Consider the following 17,396-nt stretch of genomic DNA (forward strand, 5'->3'; position numbering starts at 1 on the left):
TACCCTCACATTAATGTGAAGGTCAAGGAGAAACGGCTTCGCCGCCCTTAGGCGCGGGAGCGCGTTTCATTATGCAAAAACCCTTCCGTGCCCGGAAGGGTTAATCCTGTTTATTGCTGCCGGTAAACCTGCGGCGTTACGCCGGTCATTTTCAGAAAAGCCCGGTGGAATTGACTCGTGCTCGAGAATCCCAAATCCACGCTGATCTGTCCAATCGTTGCATCCGAGCGGCGCAATCTATTCATGGCCTCCGAAATACGCAGCCTCAGCAAATATTGATAGGGCGTTGTACCGGTCGCTTCGCGGAAGGAACGGATGAAATGATACCGGCTTTGAAGCGCGATCCCGGCAAGCTCATCGATATTAATCATATTTTCATAACAATCATGGAGATAAGTTAATGCCCGCAAAATATGAGGATCGCTAATGCCGGGCGGCAGCGGCTCCTTCTTGCCAAGCTTAAGCATGCCGCCCAGATAAGCGACAACATCCTGCTCGACCTCCTGCACCGCAAGCGGATCGGCCAAAGCCTGCCCCTCAATAAGCGCCATCATCCATTGGCGGAAACGGCCTATCATATCTCCGGTGTGAAACTCCTGCCGGATATCCTGCCCTTCTCCCGCCGCAAATTGCGGCCCGATGGACTCCATGCCCCCGGCCCCGCGCTCACGTATTTTCACGATAATAACGGAGGATTGCTCGCCCAGGTAAAAATGATGCTCCGTCCCTGGCGGCTGAAGCAGGCCGTTGCCTTGCTTCAGTCCATAGCTCCGCTCTTCCTGCGTAAAGTGAACCGTGCCCTTGATCGGCAGGGTAACCTGCATCCAGTCCTCGTGCCTATGGGGAACGTTCTTGAAGCCATGGCTCCCTTGCCATAACTCGATCCAATCCGTCTCTACCTTCATCTCCATGTCTCTTCACCTGCCACCATTATAGCAAAAGTTGCTCCATTTGCAGCACTTTTCGCAACGACCATATTCTGCTTTCCCCGCTATACTGAAAAAAATGAAAAGGGGGATCCGCTCCATGAATCAAACCGCCGCTTTACACGCACAGCGCAACCCGGCCATCTGGATGCTGTTTGGCGTCAGCTTCGCTCATTTGCTGAATGACGCGATGCAGACCGTCGTGCCGTCTGCTTTTCCGCTCTTTCAATCTACCATGCATCTGAGCTTCACCAAAATCGGCTGGGTCGCCTTTATGCTCAACATAACCGCGTCCCTGCTCCAGCCGTTTATCGGATACGTATCCGACCGCAGGCCGATGCCATTCCTGCTCCCGCTCGGCATGCTGTTCTCGCTGGCCGGCGTAATTGGCTTCGCTTATGCCGACAGCTTCTGGATGCTGCTGGTCTCGGCAACCTTGATTGGGGTAGGCTCGTCCGTCCTGCATCCGGAGTCCTCCAGGGTAGCCCGGATGGCTGCCTCCAGCGGCAAAGGGATGGCCCAATCGGTCTTCCAGGTAGGCGGCAATACCGGCCAGGCGCTAGCTCCGCTGCTTGTTGCTTTTCTGTTAATGCCGCATGGCCAGCAGGGCTTCCTGTGGTTTACGAGTTTTGCCGTGGCTGGCATCTTTATTCAGCTTGTCATCAGCCGCTGGTATGCCGGTCAACTGGCCGCTGCCGCATTGATCAAAAAGACCGCAAACCGCCTGCTTGATCAGGAAACACCGCATTCCAAGTTGTTTGTAGCGGGTACGATAACCGTGTTAATCATTTTGTTGTTCTCCAAGTTTGTCTACATTGCGGGCATGACCGGTTATTATTCGTTCTATTTCATTGACCATTACGGCCTGTCTTTCTCCCGCGCTCAAATTTGCCTGTTTGCTTTGCAATTCGCTGGCATGGTGGGCACGCTGCTTGGCGGACCGCTCGCCGATAAGTTTGGCCGCAAGACCATGATCTGGATCTCCATCGCCGGCACAGCGCCGTTCTCGCTGCTGCTTCCTTACGCAAGCCCGGGCGTCGCCCTCGTCCTGTGTTGCGCGATCGGCCTCATCCTCATGTCGGGCTTCTCCGTTATCATCGTCTATGCGCAGGAGCTTCTGCCCCGGCATATCGGCACGGTATCCGGCCTCTTCTTCGGACTCGCGTTTGGCATGGGCGGACTAGGCTCCGTTCTGCTCGGCTGGCTGACGGACGTGAAGGAGGTCGCTTTTACAATCGAGCTCTGCTCCTTCCTCCCGCTGCTTGGCTTATGCGCGCTCCTGCTGCCGAAAGATTCCAGGCTTATGCGTTCCTAATAGAAAGGAAAGGCCTCTCTGCAGAAGAGAGGCCTTTCCTCTTGATTCCTATTAAGTATGAATCCTCACCTTTGTTCCATTTGGCACCGCATCGTAGAGCCACTCTACATCCTCATTCAACATCCGGATGCATCCGGCGCTGGCATTTGTTCCGATTGACGCAGGAGCGTTAGTGCCGTGAATGCCGTATTTCGTCCCTTGCGTATTCGGGACGCTTAATCCAAGCCAGCGGCTGCCAAGCGGATTTTTCGGATCGCCGCCCGGAATTCCTTTGGCGGAGTACCAGGGATTCTCGATCTTCGTCATAATCTCGAAGCTTCCGGTCGGCGTTAAGCCTGCTTTTCTCCCGCTGGCAATATCAAATGTTTTCTTGATTGCTCCGCCGGCTTTCACGTACAGCTTGTTGCGCGTAATATCAATATCAATGGAGAGCTTGGCAGGCGCAGCTGCCGAGGCTGTGCTCTCCGATCGAGCCATGTAATAAGGGTTAGGAATTTGCAGCTCTTGACCCGCTTGAATCCGACCCGAAGCGGTATTAATCCCGTTCGTCTGAGCAAGCGCCTTCTGATAGTCCTGTGGTTTGAAATACCGGACGGACAGGCTGTACAAGGTATCCCCCTTGACGACATGATGTCTTCCTTCACCTGAAGGGAGCGGTACGCGAAGGGTCATGCCGATCTTTAATGGAGTATCGGGATCCGATATGCCATTGTAAGTCATGAGGGCATCCATATAGTTACCGCGGTTGAAATAATGCTTGGTAATGGCAAACAGGGTATCTCCTTGCCGTACCTCGTAGTAATCCAGGACCAGCGGATTTTTCAGCTTGATCACCGTCCCGGCTTTCAAGCCTGCTTGCGGATTCAAGCCATTCGCTTTCGCCACCTGCTCAAACCTGCCCGTCAAATAATACTTCTTCGAGATGCCAAACAACGTATCCCCCGGTTGGATGGTGTACGAAACGGTCATTCCGGGAGTTTTGTCCGCCGCAGCGCCCAAACTTCCGGGATAACTCACCACTACCATCATAATCATAATCATACAAAGGACCCACTTCGACTGCCTGCTCAACGATGATCACACCTTCTGTAGGAATAATAGCGGTCATCTGTTTCGCTAAGTTTCGTCAGGATTCCTTCTTGCTCCGCAGCTCACTCCAACAATTGATGCATTCGTAGGAGAAGCATAAAAAAGAAACCCGCTTTCGCGGGTTTCTCCAGAACTATCCATAACCGATGTACCTATCCTACACAAGGATCAAAGCCCTATCCTTTTACTCCATGCCCCAGCCGATCATCCCCTCCATCATTAGCCTTATGGGCTCCACGCCCATATTAATTATAGCCACCGTTGTCCCCACAGCCGCAGCAGGCCATTCGAGAACCCATCCTACCGCTATAAAAGCGCTCCAGGTCAAAAGCGCGACATACAGGATTAAATCCTTGTACCATTTTTTGCGGAATAGCGGTTTGCCGCCAACGATGAGCAGCGCGACATACGAAAGCAGGATAAGGAGAGCAATGTATGGCATGGACTATTTCTCCTTCTTATCCATTAGGTATCGGAATGATTTGTTGCTTAGCCCCATCCGGGCCATTCGGAATTTAACCTTCGTCTCAAGCGGCGCTTCCTTGAATACTTCTTCCCAATTCTTGCTCCATTCTTTCCACTGCTTCGGGAATTTGCGATGCGTCTTCTCCGCTGCTCCGAATATATCCGTATTCATCTGCTGCCCTTTTGCCCATGCTTCCTGCAGCAAGATACCGACCTGCTGTTGCCCTCCCTGCTCAAGAGACTGAATAACGCCCGGCTTGTATAAATCCTGCGCGCAGTTGGATTCCATTAAGGTTCCGGTAACCTGGACATCCGCCGTGAAGGCAAGCTGCTTCCCCTTCAGCTTCGGGATGACCTTGGTGGAGGATTTCAAAATATGAATGGTATTAAACCCCGTATTCCCTTTATCGTCCTCGCAAGGAACAACAATGTAGGATTGCTGCACGCTATCCCTCAGATAGGCGGCGCCAAGCGATTCCTTCCGGTTCATCCAGCCGATCATCTTGTCGCCCTTTAGCACGGCTAGACGCCCGAGCTTCAGCTTGGACGGAATGGAGGTAGTGCCAAATGACTCCAGAGAAGAGGTATCCTCCTTCCCGGACACAAATATTTCGGGGACTACCGCGCTCTTCGCGTCTCCCGTCACTTCCATGGCCAGCTGATAGACGGGAATATTCGGCAGAATGGACGTGTTCTTCATCTCGGATAAAATAATTTCCTTCATCCCTGCGCCCGAAATGGCCTGCAGCTGCATGAACTGCTCCAAAATCCGCCTTGCAGTGCCGGGAGTTGCGAGCACGCTTACGGTCTCCCTCGTGCTCGAATTGCGGAAGTAAACGTCAATCAGCTCATTTACTCCGCGCTGCAGAGCTTTTTCCCCAATCACGACTACCCGGTTATGCGCGAAAAACAGCTTGCGCGGACTTTCGGAATAGCTGTGCATGATGGCATCGCGGATGGTCCTGCCCTTCGTGGAGTATACAATGATGGGCGACTTCGGCCCTCCGCCTCCCGATCCTCCCATTACCGAAGAGATCGCGGCGGGTATTAAGACCTGGTAGGATACAATCCAATTCTCTCCGTCCCAGTCGACACCGGTAGCGGAGGTAATGGCCACCTCGTTGAGCTCGATTCGGTTCCAGCAGCCGGTTGTGATCATTGCGAAAAAAATTAGGAGGACAGCGCCTAATACGCTTTTCATACGTATACTCATGGCCCCTGCATCCCTCCTTTCTGCTTGCTTTTCCCCCTCGTAATCAGGAGTCCTATCGCAATGAGAACGGGCATTGCAATATTCATGATCAGCAGCACGGGCATATTCACCAATGTCGCCATCATGCCGGTATTCATATTGCGAGGCCATTCGCCCGATGTCGTTGCGACTGCGAGAATACTAATGCCGATTACCGTATGACGCTCGCTATGCAGACGAAGGGAATGGAATAGACAATGAACCGTTGCGAACAGAAACACCGCCAATTTGATATACATCGTGAGAAACCAGACCGACACGGTGAAGACCTCGATTCTCTCCAGAAATTCGCCGACCTCGACGATCGCCATGACGTTCACAAACGCATAGGACATCAGCGGAACCAGCTGCTGCCCAAAGATGGTCAAGGCGAGCAAAATAACAAGCACCAGCTGTGAAGAGCCGAGCAACGTACCGATCAGGCTCGCGCGCAGGCAGGATGCGGGCTTTTTCATATAGGGAATTATCAACAGCAGAACCGAAACTTCCGACAGCAAGCCTATGGGAGGAAACGAAGCGACGGCTATCCTAACCAGGTTTGTATCGAGTACCGGAATTAACCGCTCGAAACTGATGTCCGTGTAGAGGATAAAGACGGATACCGGAATAATAACCATAATGAGAAGCAGCACCATAAAAGCGGAGCGCGCAATAGCCTCAATCCCCTGCATAACCGTAAATGCCGCAACCAACACCATAATGCCCGTCAACAAAAAAAGCGGGGTCGCATCAAGAACGATATCGGACACAAAATTAGCGAACGTCCGGACAATGACGCAAAAGGCGTTGAAGTAATAGATGCCCAGCATGATGCCGACTGTCACGCCAATTGGTCTGCCGAAACGACTCTCCATCCAGGCAACAAAAAGCTGCCCCTTATTAGCCCTGCCTATCATCGCTATTCCTAGAGCCATAACGAGACCAACTATTGCCGCTACGATGCCCGAAATCCAGGCATCGTGATGAGCGATGCTGACCATCACGCTAGGCAATGCCAATACCATGGTAGGCGTAATGGCGCTTTGGATTAATGCGACTGTCTGAGCGGTCGAAATAGCTGGCTTCATGGCTTTAGGCTCCTTCCTGATCCGGCTTGGGCTTCTGCCCGGTACCTTCCCTTATTAAATTATTGTCACTCGATATATTAAGCGGACGTTTGCGCATGGCCCACCAGGGCACGCGAAGCAGCACGTCCTTCAGATTGGAAGCGACAAACGGCGCAAACGGCATCATATACGGCTTGCCGAAGGAACGCAAACCGCACAAATGAGCGAGCAGAATCATAAGCCCGGACATAATGCCAAAGAGACCAAACGTGCCCGCCAGTATCATTAACACAAATCGGATAAGCCTGGCGGCAATCCCCATATTGACGGCTGGAATAACAAAGCTTGCGATCGCGGTAAAGGATACGACAATAACCATGGCTGCGGAAATAATGCCGGCCTGAACCGCGGCCTGGCCAAGCACGAGCGCTCCGACAATCGAGATGGCGGGTCCGATAATGCGCGGCATCCGTACGCCTGCTTCCCTCAAAATCTCAAAGGTAATCTCCATCAGGAACGCTTCCAGCAGTGCAGGAAAAGGAATGCCCTCACGCTGTGCGGCCAAGCTGATAAGCAGCGAGGTCGGCAGCATTTCCTGATGGAAGGTAGTAATCGCAATGTACAGCGACGGCAGCAGCATCGATATAAAGAAGGAAGCCATCCGGATTATCCGCAGAAAGGTCGCAATATCGTACCGCTGGTAGTAATCCTCGCTGGATTGAAAGAACTTCACAAAGGTGACCGGGGCTACAAGAGCAAACGGCGTTCCGGACACGATAATAACAACCTGGCCTTCCAGCAGCGCGGCGCTGGCGGTATCCGGACGCTCGGTATTCTGAAGAAGCGGAAATGGCGTAAACGCCCTGTCCTGAATAAATTCTTCAATATAACCGCTTTCGAGCACCCCGTCAATATCAATCTTGTCTAATCGGCGGTGAACCTCCTTCACGATTTCCTGCTCCGCAATTCCCTCCAGGTAGACGACCGCGACATTGGTCCTCGTCTGATGCCCAATCACTTTGTAATCAAACCGCAAATCGGGCGACTTGATAATCCTTCGTATAAGCGAGGTATTGGTCCGCAGATTTTCCGTAAAGCCCTCCTTGGGCCCCCGAATAACCGTCTGGCTGCTTGGCTCCTCTACCGCCCGGGTTTTGCCCCCGCATGTATCCATTACAATTGCCCGAAGGCAGCCATCCACCACGAGGACGGTGCATCCCTCCAGCATGGCATAACCTGCCTGCTCAATCGTGCTCACTTCGCTGAGCCTGCCGATTGCGATGGACCTGTCGGTCAAATGGCGATAAAGATCCGGGGTCTCCCCGCTAACGGAATCGCTATACTGGTTGTTGGCATCGTCCAGAAGGCTAAGCAGCATCGTGTTGATCGACGTTCCTTCTACGATGCCGTCAATATATAGAAGCGCGTAACGCGTATTGTCAAAAGAACGATGCTGCAGCGTGCGGCATGCGATATCCTCGCCGCCGCCAAGGAAGCGATGCAGACGCTCGAGATTGACATCCAGATCGGGAAGCAGCACCTGCTCGGCTTGTTTGACTTTCCCGGATAAAGATGAATTCTGCTTCCCGGAACTTATTGTATTCTTGTCATTTGGCATGGTTGCTGTCCTCGCTAGATGGCTGGCTTTGATGCTTGCTGCTCGACCGTACTCCTGACCGGAGAAGCATAACGATTAATAACAGTAACGGGATGTAGATTTGAAAGATCGGAAAATGATACTTAAGGTTCTGCTCAAATCCGACGTTAACCTGGTGCATGTAGCTTTTAAACCAGAACGAACCAAAGAATATGCCGATCCCGACGGGAATGGCAGCAATACGCAGCGAAATTCGAAGCAGATAGGCCAAGGCCAGCGATGCGCCAAGATAGTAAGCCGTCAGCTTCACATACACCGCGGTGAAAAAAAGCAAGGCTACAAGCGGATCAAACCGCTCAAATACATCCCCGATCGCCACAAAGGTTGTCGCTTGAAGCAGCGGTACGGTACTCCATCCGGCTAAGGAGCCAAGGCTCGCGATAATGACCACATTCATGACCGTAATAAAAACGCCGGCAAGCAAATAGCTGTTCAGCGTTACCTTGATGACCTGACTGAAGCTGCTTCTGTCGATATACCGCCAGAACATAAGGAACAGCACCATCTCGCCAAACGGAAATGAAATAATTTCCGGAATGGCGGAATCCCAGACCGGCTTAAACCCTTTTTCCAGTATAGGGAGCAGCCTTCCCAAATCAATTGTCCCGGTGAATATGAGCAGCATATAGATTACTGCGTAGATGAGAAGCAGAATCGGCAGCAGTACCTCGGCCATTCGAAAGAAAACACCGAGCCCACCCATGACGGCATAGCCGCCAATGATGCAAATGATAAGCATAATGACCGAAAGCGGCGTATCCGACAGCAGGAACATGATGGACAGGTCTGCGAACTCCCGAACGTTACGGGTGCATTTGTAGCAAAAGTAGATGACATAGATGAAGCCAAAGACGAATCCAATGACTTTGCCGAAATAAAGCTTGAAAATCTCAATCAAGTTCCGGTCAGGCTCAAGCCTCTGGATCTGCAGCGTAACGAAGCTGATTAATACGAAGCCTGCCAGCACGCCTACCGCCACCGACATCCACGCGTCCCGCTCCGCCTTGCCGCCAAGCAAGAATAAAGAGGAGCTGCCAATCAAAAACAGAATGACCATGATGGCCATCTGCCTCAGAGTCACCATGACTTATCCCCTCCTCCCACGTGATATGCCCAAAATCGGCTTTCTTATCATGCTCATAGAGATGGAAAAAAATTCAGCAAGAGGAAAGAGACGGGCTGGCGGTAATAATAAAAAGCCGCCCGGCAAGCGGACGGCTTCATCTTGGACAGTGTAATCTAGTGGCGTTCGGTAACCTCCGCAAGGGGATCCTTCTGCGGAATTCGGTTTATCTTGCGGAAAGCATAGACGCGGGTCGCGATAATCTTGATGATCGCGTAGACGGGAACAACGATGACCATTCCGAGCGCCCCGATAATCGAGCTGGCGCCGATGACGAGCAGCATGACGGTAAAGGGATGAACGTTCATTTGCTTGCCGATGATCCGCGGGCCGATCAGGTTCGCTTCGATCTGATTCGAGACGACAAGCACGATTCCGACCAGAAGTACCGTCATCGGCGAGACGGTAAGCGCAACAAGAGCCGTCGGAATGAAGGCGATCAAAGGTCCGATGTACGGAATAAAGTTCGTGATTGCCGCGATCAAGCCAAGCAACAGCGGATACGGCATGTCAATCAACAGGTACCCGATAAAGGTCAGCACGCCGATAAGCAGCGACGTAAGCACTTTGCTCAAGATAAACGAGCCGATTGACGCATCAATCTCCTTAAGCGCGCCTTTGGCCTCGAGATGATAACGATCCGGCAGCATCCGCAGGATGAGGCCCGGGAATTTATCCCCTTCGCTCAGCAAGTAATAGATCATGAACGGAACGAGACCCAGCAGGAAGAAGAAGTTCATAATCAAATTAAAAATGTTGCGCACGCTGCCAACGATGGAATTAAGCAATTCATCCAGCGAACCGGTCAGCTTATCCGATAGATTCTGCGTGGAAAGCGCGTCCTTCTGCCCGATTTCCTGCAGCCACTCGTGCTGCTGCACGGATTCGAGCCAAGTACGGACGGAATCGACGATCTGCGGGAAGTTGTTAATCAGATTAACGGACTGGTTCCGGATTGGAGGCCAGATCATCCAGAAGAATAAGTAACAGACGCCAATCGCGCCGATGTAGACCAGCAGAATGGCGAGCGTCTTTGGAAGCTTCATGGAGAGCAGCCTCACGAACGGCCGGAACAAATAATAGAACATGCCCGAGATCAATAGCGGTACGAATAACGCGGCTAGCACCTTGCCGATCGGATCGAACACGAAATCAACCTTGGACGCCAAGTAGGCGATTAATAAGACAACGATAATGCCATAACCAATGCGAAACCACTTGCCTTGCGGCATACGGACAGGTCCCCTTTTAACTCTATTTTTTACCTATTACTAGAATTAACACAAACCGGGTAAAAATAAACATCGGACTAACCATTAATCCTGCTGATTTTGCTAGATTTATTCTCTGCCGAAAAAGTGAGTTGAAACACGTCGGGATTAGACATCGCTTCCCATTCCTTAAATCCAATGCTTCTGTCAAAATGCTTGAGCAGGAGCGAGATCAGGTTGCCGTGCGAGACGATGACGATATTCTTCTTGCCGCTGTTCAGAGCTTCCACAACCACGCTAACCGCTCGGCTCATTGCTGCGTTGCTGGACTCCCCGCCCTCATAGCATAAATCCAAATCCTCGTAGGTTTTGCTCAATTTCTCTCGCCAATCCGCATGATTCTCGCTCGACAAGATTCTTTCAGATAATCTATTATCCAACGTGATCTCTATCCCAAGTCTGCTAGCCAATGGAAAGATGGTGCGATAAGCCCTGTCGAAAGGGCTGGATAGAATGAAATCCACCTCTTTATTGGAGAACCACTCCGCAAGCTCTTCGGCCTGCTGAATGCCTGTCTCCGTTAGAGGAGCATCCGGCTCCTGCCCGGCCGCTTTGCAATGACGCACGATATAGAGATGTTTCATTTGGTTACCTCCTGCCAAACAGCTAGAATTTCCTTGTCTTGCGAGTAGATCTTAATTCGCGAGCTTCCTCTGTAGTCTGAAACTCATATTCTCCCCATGGCATATCGTTGTCAATTCCCTTGTTAATGATCTCATAAACATCATTATTGCTATACCCGGCTGTTGACTCCAATGATCTTAAAAATCTATAGCACTCTTGAAGATTATTAAAAGTTTTTTCTATTTCACCGTTTTTCTTCATCTCTATGGGTATCCAATTGGAATGTACTACCTCAAAAATAATGTCCATTAAGGTTTTTATTCTGGACAACTTTCTGAGTGAAATGCCTTTCCTCTAGATAAGGACATGATAATCTATGGGTTTTATTCGAAGATGTCGGCTTATCTGTAATTACGATAACACCTTCCATTTTTGCTTTAATATCAATAAAGTCCTGGAGTGTTTTTATTTCAATTTTCAAGCCTTCTCTCCTCCTAAACTTTTTTCATAGCTCTATCTATCTCGCCCAGCATGTACTCGGCAAATTCCACTAATTGCTCATCATCCAACCTCTGTGGATTTCCTAGTCCGTTCCCGCTGTATTCATCCAGGCAGGTCCTTATAATGAAATGGTACTTGTCCGGCAAAGCTTTCAGTCCCCATTCCCCGCCCTCTTTCTTGGAGGACACGGCGCCTTCCCGCAAATAGAACAGGACCCTGCATAGATTCAAGGCATAATAGACCGGTGATCCGGTAATCTCCGCGGCGGCTTCGCTAACATCTTGAAGAATGGATTGTATGTAATATCTACTCTCGATCGGCTGGAACAGCTCCTGAACCGGAACGCCCCATAACGTTAAGCCCCTATGATAAATAACGGTAAGATGAGCGGCAAGATCGGGATCGTCGATTCCTCCGCAAAGGTAGCCGGGATCTGCTTGATACCGCTCCCGGTGATGCTCCGAGTAATGGTATTCGAATGGCGTGGGATACACAAAGTCCAACACATAGGACTCCAAAATAATGCTAAGCTCCATCCCTGTGCCGCCAGGCGAATCTTCGTGGAGGAGCAAGACTTGTCTCGTAATCGACAACACTTCCTCTCCTGAGAGCTTCTCCTTTGCGACAAGGATAAGATCGATATCGCTTCTCTCCGGGTTATAACAGCCCATCGCCAATGAACCGTGCAAATAAATGCCTGTTAAATTCTCTTTCAACACCGCTTTGAATGCGTTCACCGCTTTTCCCAAAAAGGCATCAATATCCGCCATGCCACCCTTCAAATAGACGACCTCCTCCCGGAACGCATGCTTACCTCCATTATTATCCAAAATTAAATTGTATGTCTACTCTCCAATCCTCATACTCCAATATTCAGACATACATTCTGCAAGATTAAGACAGCCCTTTCGTCATTTATTTTTATTCAGATAAACTTATAAAAACCCGTTGGATATTGGAGTATTTGTGATATAATCTCCATAGTTTTTTACCAATAAAGCATCTACACTACTACAGAAATCGGTGATCACACATGTTTCAATTCAAGTGGCTTTGGCACAATCTGAACGGTGATCGGGCACGATATATCATCGCCCTATGTCTGTCAGTCATTGGCTCATCGCTCACGATTATTAACCCGTACATCGGTCAGCGCATTGTCGATACCTTTATCGCAGGCGATAATGCGGTGCAAAACCTGACGGATGAACGGTCGCTGCTGATCGGCTTATGCTTTGGCATGATCGGCTTCTCCCTGCTGCGCACGGGGCTGGCTTATTTCACAACCCTGCTCTACGAACGCGCATCGCAGAACATGCTGTTCCGCGTTAGGATTTACCTGTACAACAAAATTCAAGGGCAAGACATGCAATACTATGACCGCAACCGTACGGGAGACCTGATGACCAAGATGACAGGCGACCTTGAGATGGTTCGCCACTCCTTGGCGTGGATTATCAAGACGATTATCGAATCGCTCACGATTTTCCTGGCAGCGGTCGTCTACTTCTTCTTCATTGATGTCTCGCTTACGCTATGGCTGCTGCTTCTGTCGCCGCCGATCCTTATCGTAGCCTTTATCTTCGCCAGACGCGTCCGTCCTATGTATGTCGATCTCCGTGAGCGCCTGTCGCAGCTGAATACAACGACTCAGGAAAACATTGCGGGCAACCGTGTCGTCAAGGCATTTGCCCGCGAGGAATTCGAGGTTCAAAAGTTTACCGAGAAGAACGTCAACTATTCTACGGCGAATAAGAAAGCCGCGTTGGTCTGGCTCGATTATTTTCCGTATCTGGAGACCTTGTCCCAGGCCTTTAACGTCATTCTCATGTTGGCTGGCGGCCTGCTCGTCATGAACGGAAGGATCACCTTTGGCGAATTTTCCGCCTTCTCCGCGCTGATCTGGGGCCTGTCCAACCCGATGCGCAACATCGGCATCATTATTAATGATATTCAGCGGTTTTTCGCCAGCCTTAGCAAAATCATCGATGTGTACTATGCCCAGCCTCAGATCGTAAATGAGCACAAACCGGTTGTGAAGCACCGCTACAAGGGCAGCATCGAGTTCGACAATGTCAGCTTCAAATACGACAGTGCTACGGTGCTGGAAAATATCAGCTTTAAAGTTTCACCGGGCGAAACCATTGCCATCATGGGCGCGACCGGCTCCGGCAAAACAACGCTGATCAATCTGATTCCGCGCTTCTATGATGCGACGAAGGGACGCGTTCTCGTGGACGGCAAGGATGTCCGCAAGCTTGAGCTGGATGAGCTTCGCGGCAATATCGGGGTAGCCACGCAGGACGTTCTGCTCTTCTCCGATACGATTGACGGCAATATCGCCTATGGCAATCCGGATATGCCGGAGGAAGAAGTAACGAAGTTTGCAACGCTCGCTGCGGCTCATGACTTTATCCGCAAAATGCCGGAGGGGTATGATACGGTCGTCGGCGAACGCGGGGTTGGTCTGTCCGGCGGACAAAAGCAGCGTATTGCTTTGGCCCGCGCGATGGCCGTGCAGCCTCCGATTCTTATTCTTGACGACACCACATCGGCCGTCGACAACGAAACGGAAGAACATATTCAGCGGAGTCTGAAGGAGCTGGAATTCTCCTGCACCAAAATTATCATCGCGCAGCGGGTGTCCACAACGTCGCAGGCTGACCGTATTCTCATCCTGGAAAACGGCCGAGTTATCGAAGAAGGCACCCATGCCGAGCTTCTCGCGAAGCGCGGCTATTATTACGGCGTGTTTATGCTGCAGAACGAAGGCATCGAGAGAGAGGTGACTGCACATGGCAAGGAATAAATTCGACATCGACGAGAATCTGGAGTCACCCTTTAACATAAAGCACTTCAAACGCGCGCTCGTCTATATCAAGCGCCAGAAGAAACCGATGATCCTCGCTTTCGTTCTGAGCGCCCTGTCAGCGGGCATCGCGCTCTCCGCACCGCTGATCATGCAGCATGTCGTTGACGTTACGATTCCCGCGAAGGATAAAAGCGGTCTTGTCTGGTTGTCGATGCTGATGCTCGCCACCATTGTGGTCAGCGTTATTCTGGCGACGATCCGCTCCCGCATTATGACGCGCGTCGGGCAGGATATTATCTTCGATATCCGCTCCGATCTGTTCAAGCACTTGCAGGAGCTGCCGTTCCAATATTATGACGACCGCCCGCAAGGCAAAATTCTGATCCGCGTCGTCAACTACGTCAACTCGGTATCCGATGTATTGTCCAACGGGATTATCAACTTGATTCTGGAGATTCTCAACCTGATCTTCATTGCGGCGTTTATGTTCGCCGTTGACGCCAGATTGTCGCTTCTTATCCTGGGCGGTCTGCCGATCTTCATCGGCATCATGCTGCTTATTAAGACGAAGCAAAGACGGGCATGGCAGGCGGTATCGAATAAGAGCTCCAACATGAATGCTTATTTGCAGGAGAGCATCAGCGGTATTCGCGTTACGCAGATCTTCACCCGGGAAAAGCATAACGAAGGCACCTTCACCCGACTGTCCGTGAACTACCGCAAATCCTGGATGAGAGCGATGTATTTCAACTTCCTTGTCCCGTTCTCGGTAGATAACCTGACGACGCTCGTGACGACGTCCATCTATTTCGTGGGCTTATTGGCTCTTAGCCCGGCAGAGGTCACCTTCGGCGTTATCCTTGCGATGAGCAGCTATGCGGCCCGCTTCTGGCAGCCGATCCTTAACATTTCCAACTTGTATAACAGCTTTATCAACGCTGTCGCTTATTTGGAGAGGATCTTCGAAACACTGGATGAGCCGGTAACCGTAAGCGACGTGCCGAACGCACGCCAGCTTCCGGCAATTAAAGGCCGGGTTACCTTTGACGATGTGACCTTTGCTTACGACCCTGGCGTCAACGTCCTTCAGAATTTGAAGTTCGATGTGAAGGCCGGCGAGAGCATCGCTCTCGTAGGTCCTACCGGGGCAGGCAAAACAACCGTCGTCAATCTGATCTCGCGCTTTTACAATGTCACCGATGGCCGTATTCTGATCGACGGACATGACATTGCGGACGTGACGCTTAAGTCGCTGCGCAGCCAGATGGGGATCATGCTTCAGGACAGCTTTATCTTCTCCGGCACCATTATGGACAACATCCGTTACGGCAAGCTGGATGCTACGGAAGAAGAGATCATTGCCGCTGCCAAGACGGTATGCGCCGATGATTTCATCCGCGAGTTCGAGCAGGGTTATATGACTGAAGTGAATGAGCGCGGCTCGAAGCTTTCCCAGGGTCAACGCCAGCTGATCTCGTTCGCCCGCACGCTGCTCGCTAATCCGCGTATCCTTATTCTCGACGAGGCTACCTCGTCGATTGATGCGCAGACCGAGCGCCTGCTTCAGAAGGGCCTGAACGAATTGCTTAAAGGACGGACGTCGTTTATTATTGCGCACCGTCTGTCTACGGTTAAGAACTGCGACCGGATCTTGTACGTGGCGGACAAAGGCATCGCCGAAGCCGGCTCGCATGACGAGCTGATGGCCATGCGCGGCCGGTACTACAAGCTGTACACGGCTCAGAAGATGGAAGCGATGTAACAAGAGCAAGGCCCCCGATCTTTATGATCGGGGGCCTTGCTGTTTGCTATTAAGCCTTAACGGGACAGCTTGAGGACAAGCTTTTTCGCTGATTCGGTCTCGACCGTAATCTCGTAATGTCCTTTCACCCCATCAAATGCTATGGCTCCGGTTGCCGGCTCCGAAACGGTTTTCTCCCATACGATCTCGTCATTGCTGCTTACCTTGATGGTGAACGTACCCTCTTCCGTTGACGCCTCAAAGGGAATGCTTATCGGGCCTGCATCCGAAACGGAGAAATCATCCACGTCATAGCTGCCCTTCAGAGAGCCAATCTTCAAGCTCAGCTTGCCGTTCATCTCGGTTTTCACGGTTGAGACGGCTACATTCGACACATCGGCATACTTGGACACGACATTGATGACCACAACCGTAATAATAAACAAAGCTAAATAGATAAAAAATCTATATCTAGACCGACTTCTTCTCAATATAACAACCTCCTGCGATATTTATCCATTGGAATATATTCGCTGGAGTCTCTTCATAACCTCTTCTTTATTTTGCCGTTACCGATCCGTCCTCGTTGATTCTAACGTTAAAGGAAATCTTGTTCAGCTTCGAGTAGGTCGTCTCATTGTAAGCCGCGTTTCGGAGAATCGGCCTTGTATTTTCTAATCTGACCGGCGTAATTTTACTGCTTACCTTGTCCCCGTCAAACGTCAGAGTAGCAATCATGGAGTCGTATGCCTTATTGGAACGCTGCGTTGGCGTAAATACAAAGTTGCCCAGCGAGTAAAAGATTGGCTTGCCTTTATACGTCTCGATCCCCTGCAGGCAATGACTATGGCTTCCGATAACGGCATCCACGCCGGCATCGATAAAAGCCTTGGCATACGTCCTTGCATAATCTTCCGGATAATCCTGGTACTCGTTGTTCCAATGGATATATATGATTGTCAGATCCGAATATTTGACCGCATTCTTGACGTAGCGCATCATCGTATCGAAGTCGTATCCCGAAGCGATGCCTGCTTTGCCATCCCCCGCATACCAGCTTGGGCCGGACAGCACCCGGCTGATCCCAACAATGGCTACTTTCTTGCCGTTAACTTTCTTGGAATAAGCGGTAAAAGCCTCGTCGATATCGCGGCCGGCCCCGGTCCGTCCAAGCTTGTACTCATCCAGGTAAGCGAGCGTATCGGCTAATGCGTTAACCCCGTAATCAAGCGTATGGTTGTTAGCGATGGATACGCCGTCGATTCCGGAATTGATGATGCTTTGGAGCGTTTGGGGAGCGGAACGGAAGGTATAGGTTTTATTGGCCTTTTGCCCGCGTGTGGAGATCGGCGTCTCCAGGTTGGCGAAGCTGATGTCCGAACCCGATAAAATATCGCGGACCTTCTCGAAAGGGTAATTCACTCCATATTTCTCGATGTTCGCTGCTACCTTCCCGTCCAGCAAAATATCCCCGCCAAAGCTGATCTCAATGGGCTTATCCTCTTTAGGGACAGACTTTACGGATGCTGCTACAGCGGTAACATTGCCCGCCGCCTCCAGATTAAAGACAAGAAAAATAAGCAAAGCTGCCAAATACTTAAGCACGATCATTCGCATCGAACCCTCCATGGAAT

16 protein-coding genes are annotated in these 17,396 nt (G+C 50.9%); 3 read left to right on the forward strand and 13 right to left on the reverse strand.

Going from position 1 to position 17,396, the window contains the following annotated elements; all coding sequences use genetic code 11:
* Positions 1 to 110: 110 nt before the first annotated feature.
* The gene (locus M3194_RS26130; protein WP_251657041.1) at positions 111 to 911 is read right to left on the reverse strand and encodes an AraC family transcriptional regulator; all 801 of its coding nucleotides are present in this window, start codon (positions 909 to 911) and stop codon (positions 111 to 113) included.
* 115 nt (positions 912 to 1,026) lie between these two features.
* Here M3194_RS26130 and M3194_RS26135 point away from each other — a divergent pair, with 115 nt between their 5' ends.
* The gene (locus M3194_RS26135) at positions 1,027 to 2,241 is read left to right on the forward strand and encodes an MFS transporter (RefSeq protein ID WP_251657042.1); all 1,215 of its coding nucleotides are present in this window, start codon (positions 1,027 to 1,029) and stop codon (positions 2,239 to 2,241) included.
* A gap of 51 nt (positions 2,242 to 2,292) precedes the next feature.
* Here M3194_RS26135 and M3194_RS26140 read toward each other — a convergent pair whose 3' ends face one another.
* From M3194_RS26140 to M3194_RS26185, 10 genes are all read right to left on the reverse strand, one after another.
* The gene (locus M3194_RS26140; RefSeq protein WP_251657043.1) at positions 2,293 to 3,282 is read right to left on the reverse strand and encodes a LysM peptidoglycan-binding domain-containing protein; all 990 of its coding nucleotides are present in this window, start codon (positions 3,280 to 3,282) and stop codon (positions 2,293 to 2,295) included.
* Between the two features lie 232 nt (positions 3,283 to 3,514).
* Positions 3,515 to 3,772 carry a hypothetical protein gene (locus M3194_RS26145; protein ID WP_251657044.1) on the reverse strand — a complete coding sequence of 86 codons (258 nt, stop codon included), beginning with the start codon at positions 3,770 to 3,772 and terminating at the stop codon, positions 3,515 to 3,517.
* Between the two features lie 3 nt (positions 3,773 to 3,775).
* The gene (locus M3194_RS26150; protein ID WP_251657045.1) at positions 3,776 to 5,008 is read right to left on the reverse strand and encodes a Ger(x)C family spore germination protein; all 1,233 of its coding nucleotides are present in this window, start codon (positions 5,006 to 5,008) and stop codon (positions 3,776 to 3,778) included.
* On the reverse strand, positions 5,005 to 6,114 hold the full coding sequence (locus M3194_RS26155) for a GerAB/ArcD/ProY family transporter (protein ID WP_251657046.1): 1,110 nt from the start codon (positions 6,112 to 6,114) through the stop codon (positions 5,005 to 5,007). The genes M3194_RS26150 and M3194_RS26155 overlap by 4 nt, the downstream gene beginning before the upstream one ends.
* 4 nt (positions 6,115 to 6,118) lie before the next feature.
* Entirely contained in the window at positions 6,119 to 7,711 is a 1,593-nt protein-coding gene (locus M3194_RS26160; RefSeq protein WP_251657047.1) for a spore germination protein, read from the reverse strand.
* Entirely contained in the window at positions 7,701 to 8,834 is a 1,134-nt protein-coding gene (locus tag M3194_RS26165) for a GerAB/ArcD/ProY family transporter (protein WP_251657048.1), read from the reverse strand. The genes M3194_RS26160 and M3194_RS26165 overlap by 11 nt, the downstream gene beginning before the upstream one ends.
* 155 nt (positions 8,835 to 8,989) lie before the next feature.
* Positions 8,990 to 10,105 carry an AI-2E family transporter gene (locus M3194_RS26170; RefSeq protein WP_251657049.1) on the reverse strand — a complete coding sequence of 372 codons (1,116 nt, stop codon included), beginning with the start codon at positions 10,103 to 10,105 and terminating at the stop codon, positions 8,990 to 8,992.
* 77 nt (positions 10,106 to 10,182) lie between these two features.
* Positions 10,183 to 10,728 carry a histidine phosphatase family protein gene (locus M3194_RS26175; protein ID WP_251657050.1) on the reverse strand — a complete coding sequence of 182 codons (546 nt, stop codon included), beginning with the start codon at positions 10,726 to 10,728 and terminating at the stop codon, positions 10,183 to 10,185.
* Between the two features lie 272 nt (positions 10,729 to 11,000).
* Positions 11,001 to 11,189, reverse strand: a complete 189-nt coding sequence (locus M3194_RS26180; RefSeq protein ID WP_251657051.1) for a hypothetical protein — start codon at positions 11,187 to 11,189, stop codon at positions 11,001 to 11,003.
* A gap of 13 nt (positions 11,190 to 11,202) precedes the next feature.
* Complete coding sequence (locus M3194_RS26185) at positions 11,203 to 11,991, reverse strand: aminoglycoside adenylyltransferase domain-containing protein (protein ID WP_311292102.1); 789 nt, start codon at positions 11,989 to 11,991, stop codon at positions 11,203 to 11,205.
* Positions 11,992 to 12,242: 251 nt separating this feature from the next.
* On the opposite strand from M3194_RS26185, the gene M3194_RS26190 reads away from it, so the two are divergent.
* Together M3194_RS26190 and M3194_RS26195 are read left to right on the forward strand one after the other, a co-directional pair.
* Positions 12,243 to 14,018 carry an ABC transporter ATP-binding protein gene (locus M3194_RS26190; protein WP_251657052.1) on the forward strand — a complete coding sequence of 592 codons (1,776 nt, stop codon included), beginning with the start codon at positions 12,243 to 12,245 and terminating at the stop codon, positions 14,016 to 14,018.
* Positions 14,005 to 15,783: an ABC transporter ATP-binding protein gene (locus M3194_RS26195; RefSeq protein ID WP_251657053.1), complete on the forward strand. Its 1,779-nt coding sequence runs from the start codon at positions 14,005 to 14,007 to the stop codon at positions 15,781 to 15,783. The genes M3194_RS26190 and M3194_RS26195 overlap by 14 nt, the downstream gene beginning before the upstream one ends.
* A 56-nt stretch (positions 15,784 to 15,839) precedes the next feature.
* Here M3194_RS26195 and M3194_RS26200 read toward each other — a convergent pair whose 3' ends face one another.
* Both M3194_RS26200 and M3194_RS26205 read right to left on the reverse strand, forming a co-directional pair.
* Positions 15,840 to 16,253 carry a hypothetical protein gene (locus tag M3194_RS26200; protein ID WP_251657054.1) on the reverse strand — a complete coding sequence of 138 codons (414 nt, stop codon included), beginning with the start codon at positions 16,251 to 16,253 and terminating at the stop codon, positions 15,840 to 15,842.
* Between the two features lie 67 nt (positions 16,254 to 16,320).
* Complete coding sequence (locus M3194_RS26205) at positions 16,321 to 17,373, reverse strand: CapA family protein (RefSeq protein WP_251657055.1); 1,053 nt, start codon at positions 17,371 to 17,373, stop codon at positions 16,321 to 16,323.
* Positions 17,374 to 17,396: the final 23 nt, after the last annotated feature.

It is taken from the genome of Paenibacillus glycanilyticus (assembly GCF_023715145.1).
In the GTDB taxonomy this organism is placed as follows: domain Bacteria; phylum Bacillota; class Bacilli; order Paenibacillales; family Paenibacillaceae; genus Pristimantibacillus; species Pristimantibacillus glycanilyticus_A.

What these genes read in the sequence shown, in the direction of transcription:
- M3194_RS26190 (WP_251657052.1), top strand. Translation starts at nt 12,243, where the DNA reads ATGTTTCAATTCAAGTGGCTTTGGCACAATCTGAACGGTGATCGGGCA.
- M3194_RS26160 (WP_251657047.1), bottom strand. Translation starts at nt 7,711, where the DNA reads ATGCCAAATGACAAGAATACAATAAGTTCCGGGAAGCAGAATTCATCT.
- M3194_RS26195 (WP_251657053.1), top strand. Translation starts at nt 14,005, where the DNA reads ATGGCAAGGAATAAATTCGACATCGACGAGAATCTGGAGTCACCCTTT.
- M3194_RS26145 (WP_251657044.1), bottom strand. Translation starts at nt 3,772, where the DNA reads ATGCCATACATTGCTCTCCTTATCCTGCTTTCGTATGTCGCGCTGCTC.
- M3194_RS26170 (WP_251657049.1), bottom strand. Translation starts at nt 10,105, where the DNA reads ATGCCGCAAGGCAAGTGGTTTCGCATTGGTTATGGCATTATCGTTGTC.
- M3194_RS26130 (WP_251657041.1), bottom strand. Translation starts at nt 911, where the DNA reads ATGGAGATGAAGGTAGAGACGGATTGGATCGAGTTATGGCAAGGGAGC.
- M3194_RS26150 (WP_251657045.1), bottom strand. Translation starts at nt 5,008, where the DNA reads ATGAGTATACGTATGAAAAGCGTATTAGGCGCTGTCCTCCTAATTTTT.
- M3194_RS26205 (WP_251657055.1), bottom strand. Translation starts at nt 17,373, where the DNA reads ATGATCGTGCTTAAGTATTTGGCAGCTTTGCTTATTTTTCTTGTCTTT.
- M3194_RS26135 (WP_251657042.1), top strand. Translation starts at nt 1,027, where the DNA reads ATGAATCAAACCGCCGCTTTACACGCACAGCGCAACCCGGCCATCTGG.
- M3194_RS26175 (WP_251657050.1), bottom strand. Translation starts at nt 10,728, where the DNA reads ATGAAACATCTCTATATCGTGCGTCATTGCAAAGCGGCCGGGCAGGAG.
- M3194_RS26155 (WP_251657046.1), bottom strand. Translation starts at nt 6,114, where the DNA reads ATGAAGCCAGCTATTTCGACCGCTCAGACAGTCGCATTAATCCAAAGC.
- M3194_RS26165 (WP_251657048.1), bottom strand. Translation starts at nt 8,834, where the DNA reads ATGGTGACTCTGAGGCAGATGGCCATCATGGTCATTCTGTTTTTGATT.
- M3194_RS26140 (WP_251657043.1), bottom strand. Translation starts at nt 3,282, where the DNA reads ATGATTATGATTATGATGGTAGTGGTGAGTTATCCCGGAAGTTTGGGC.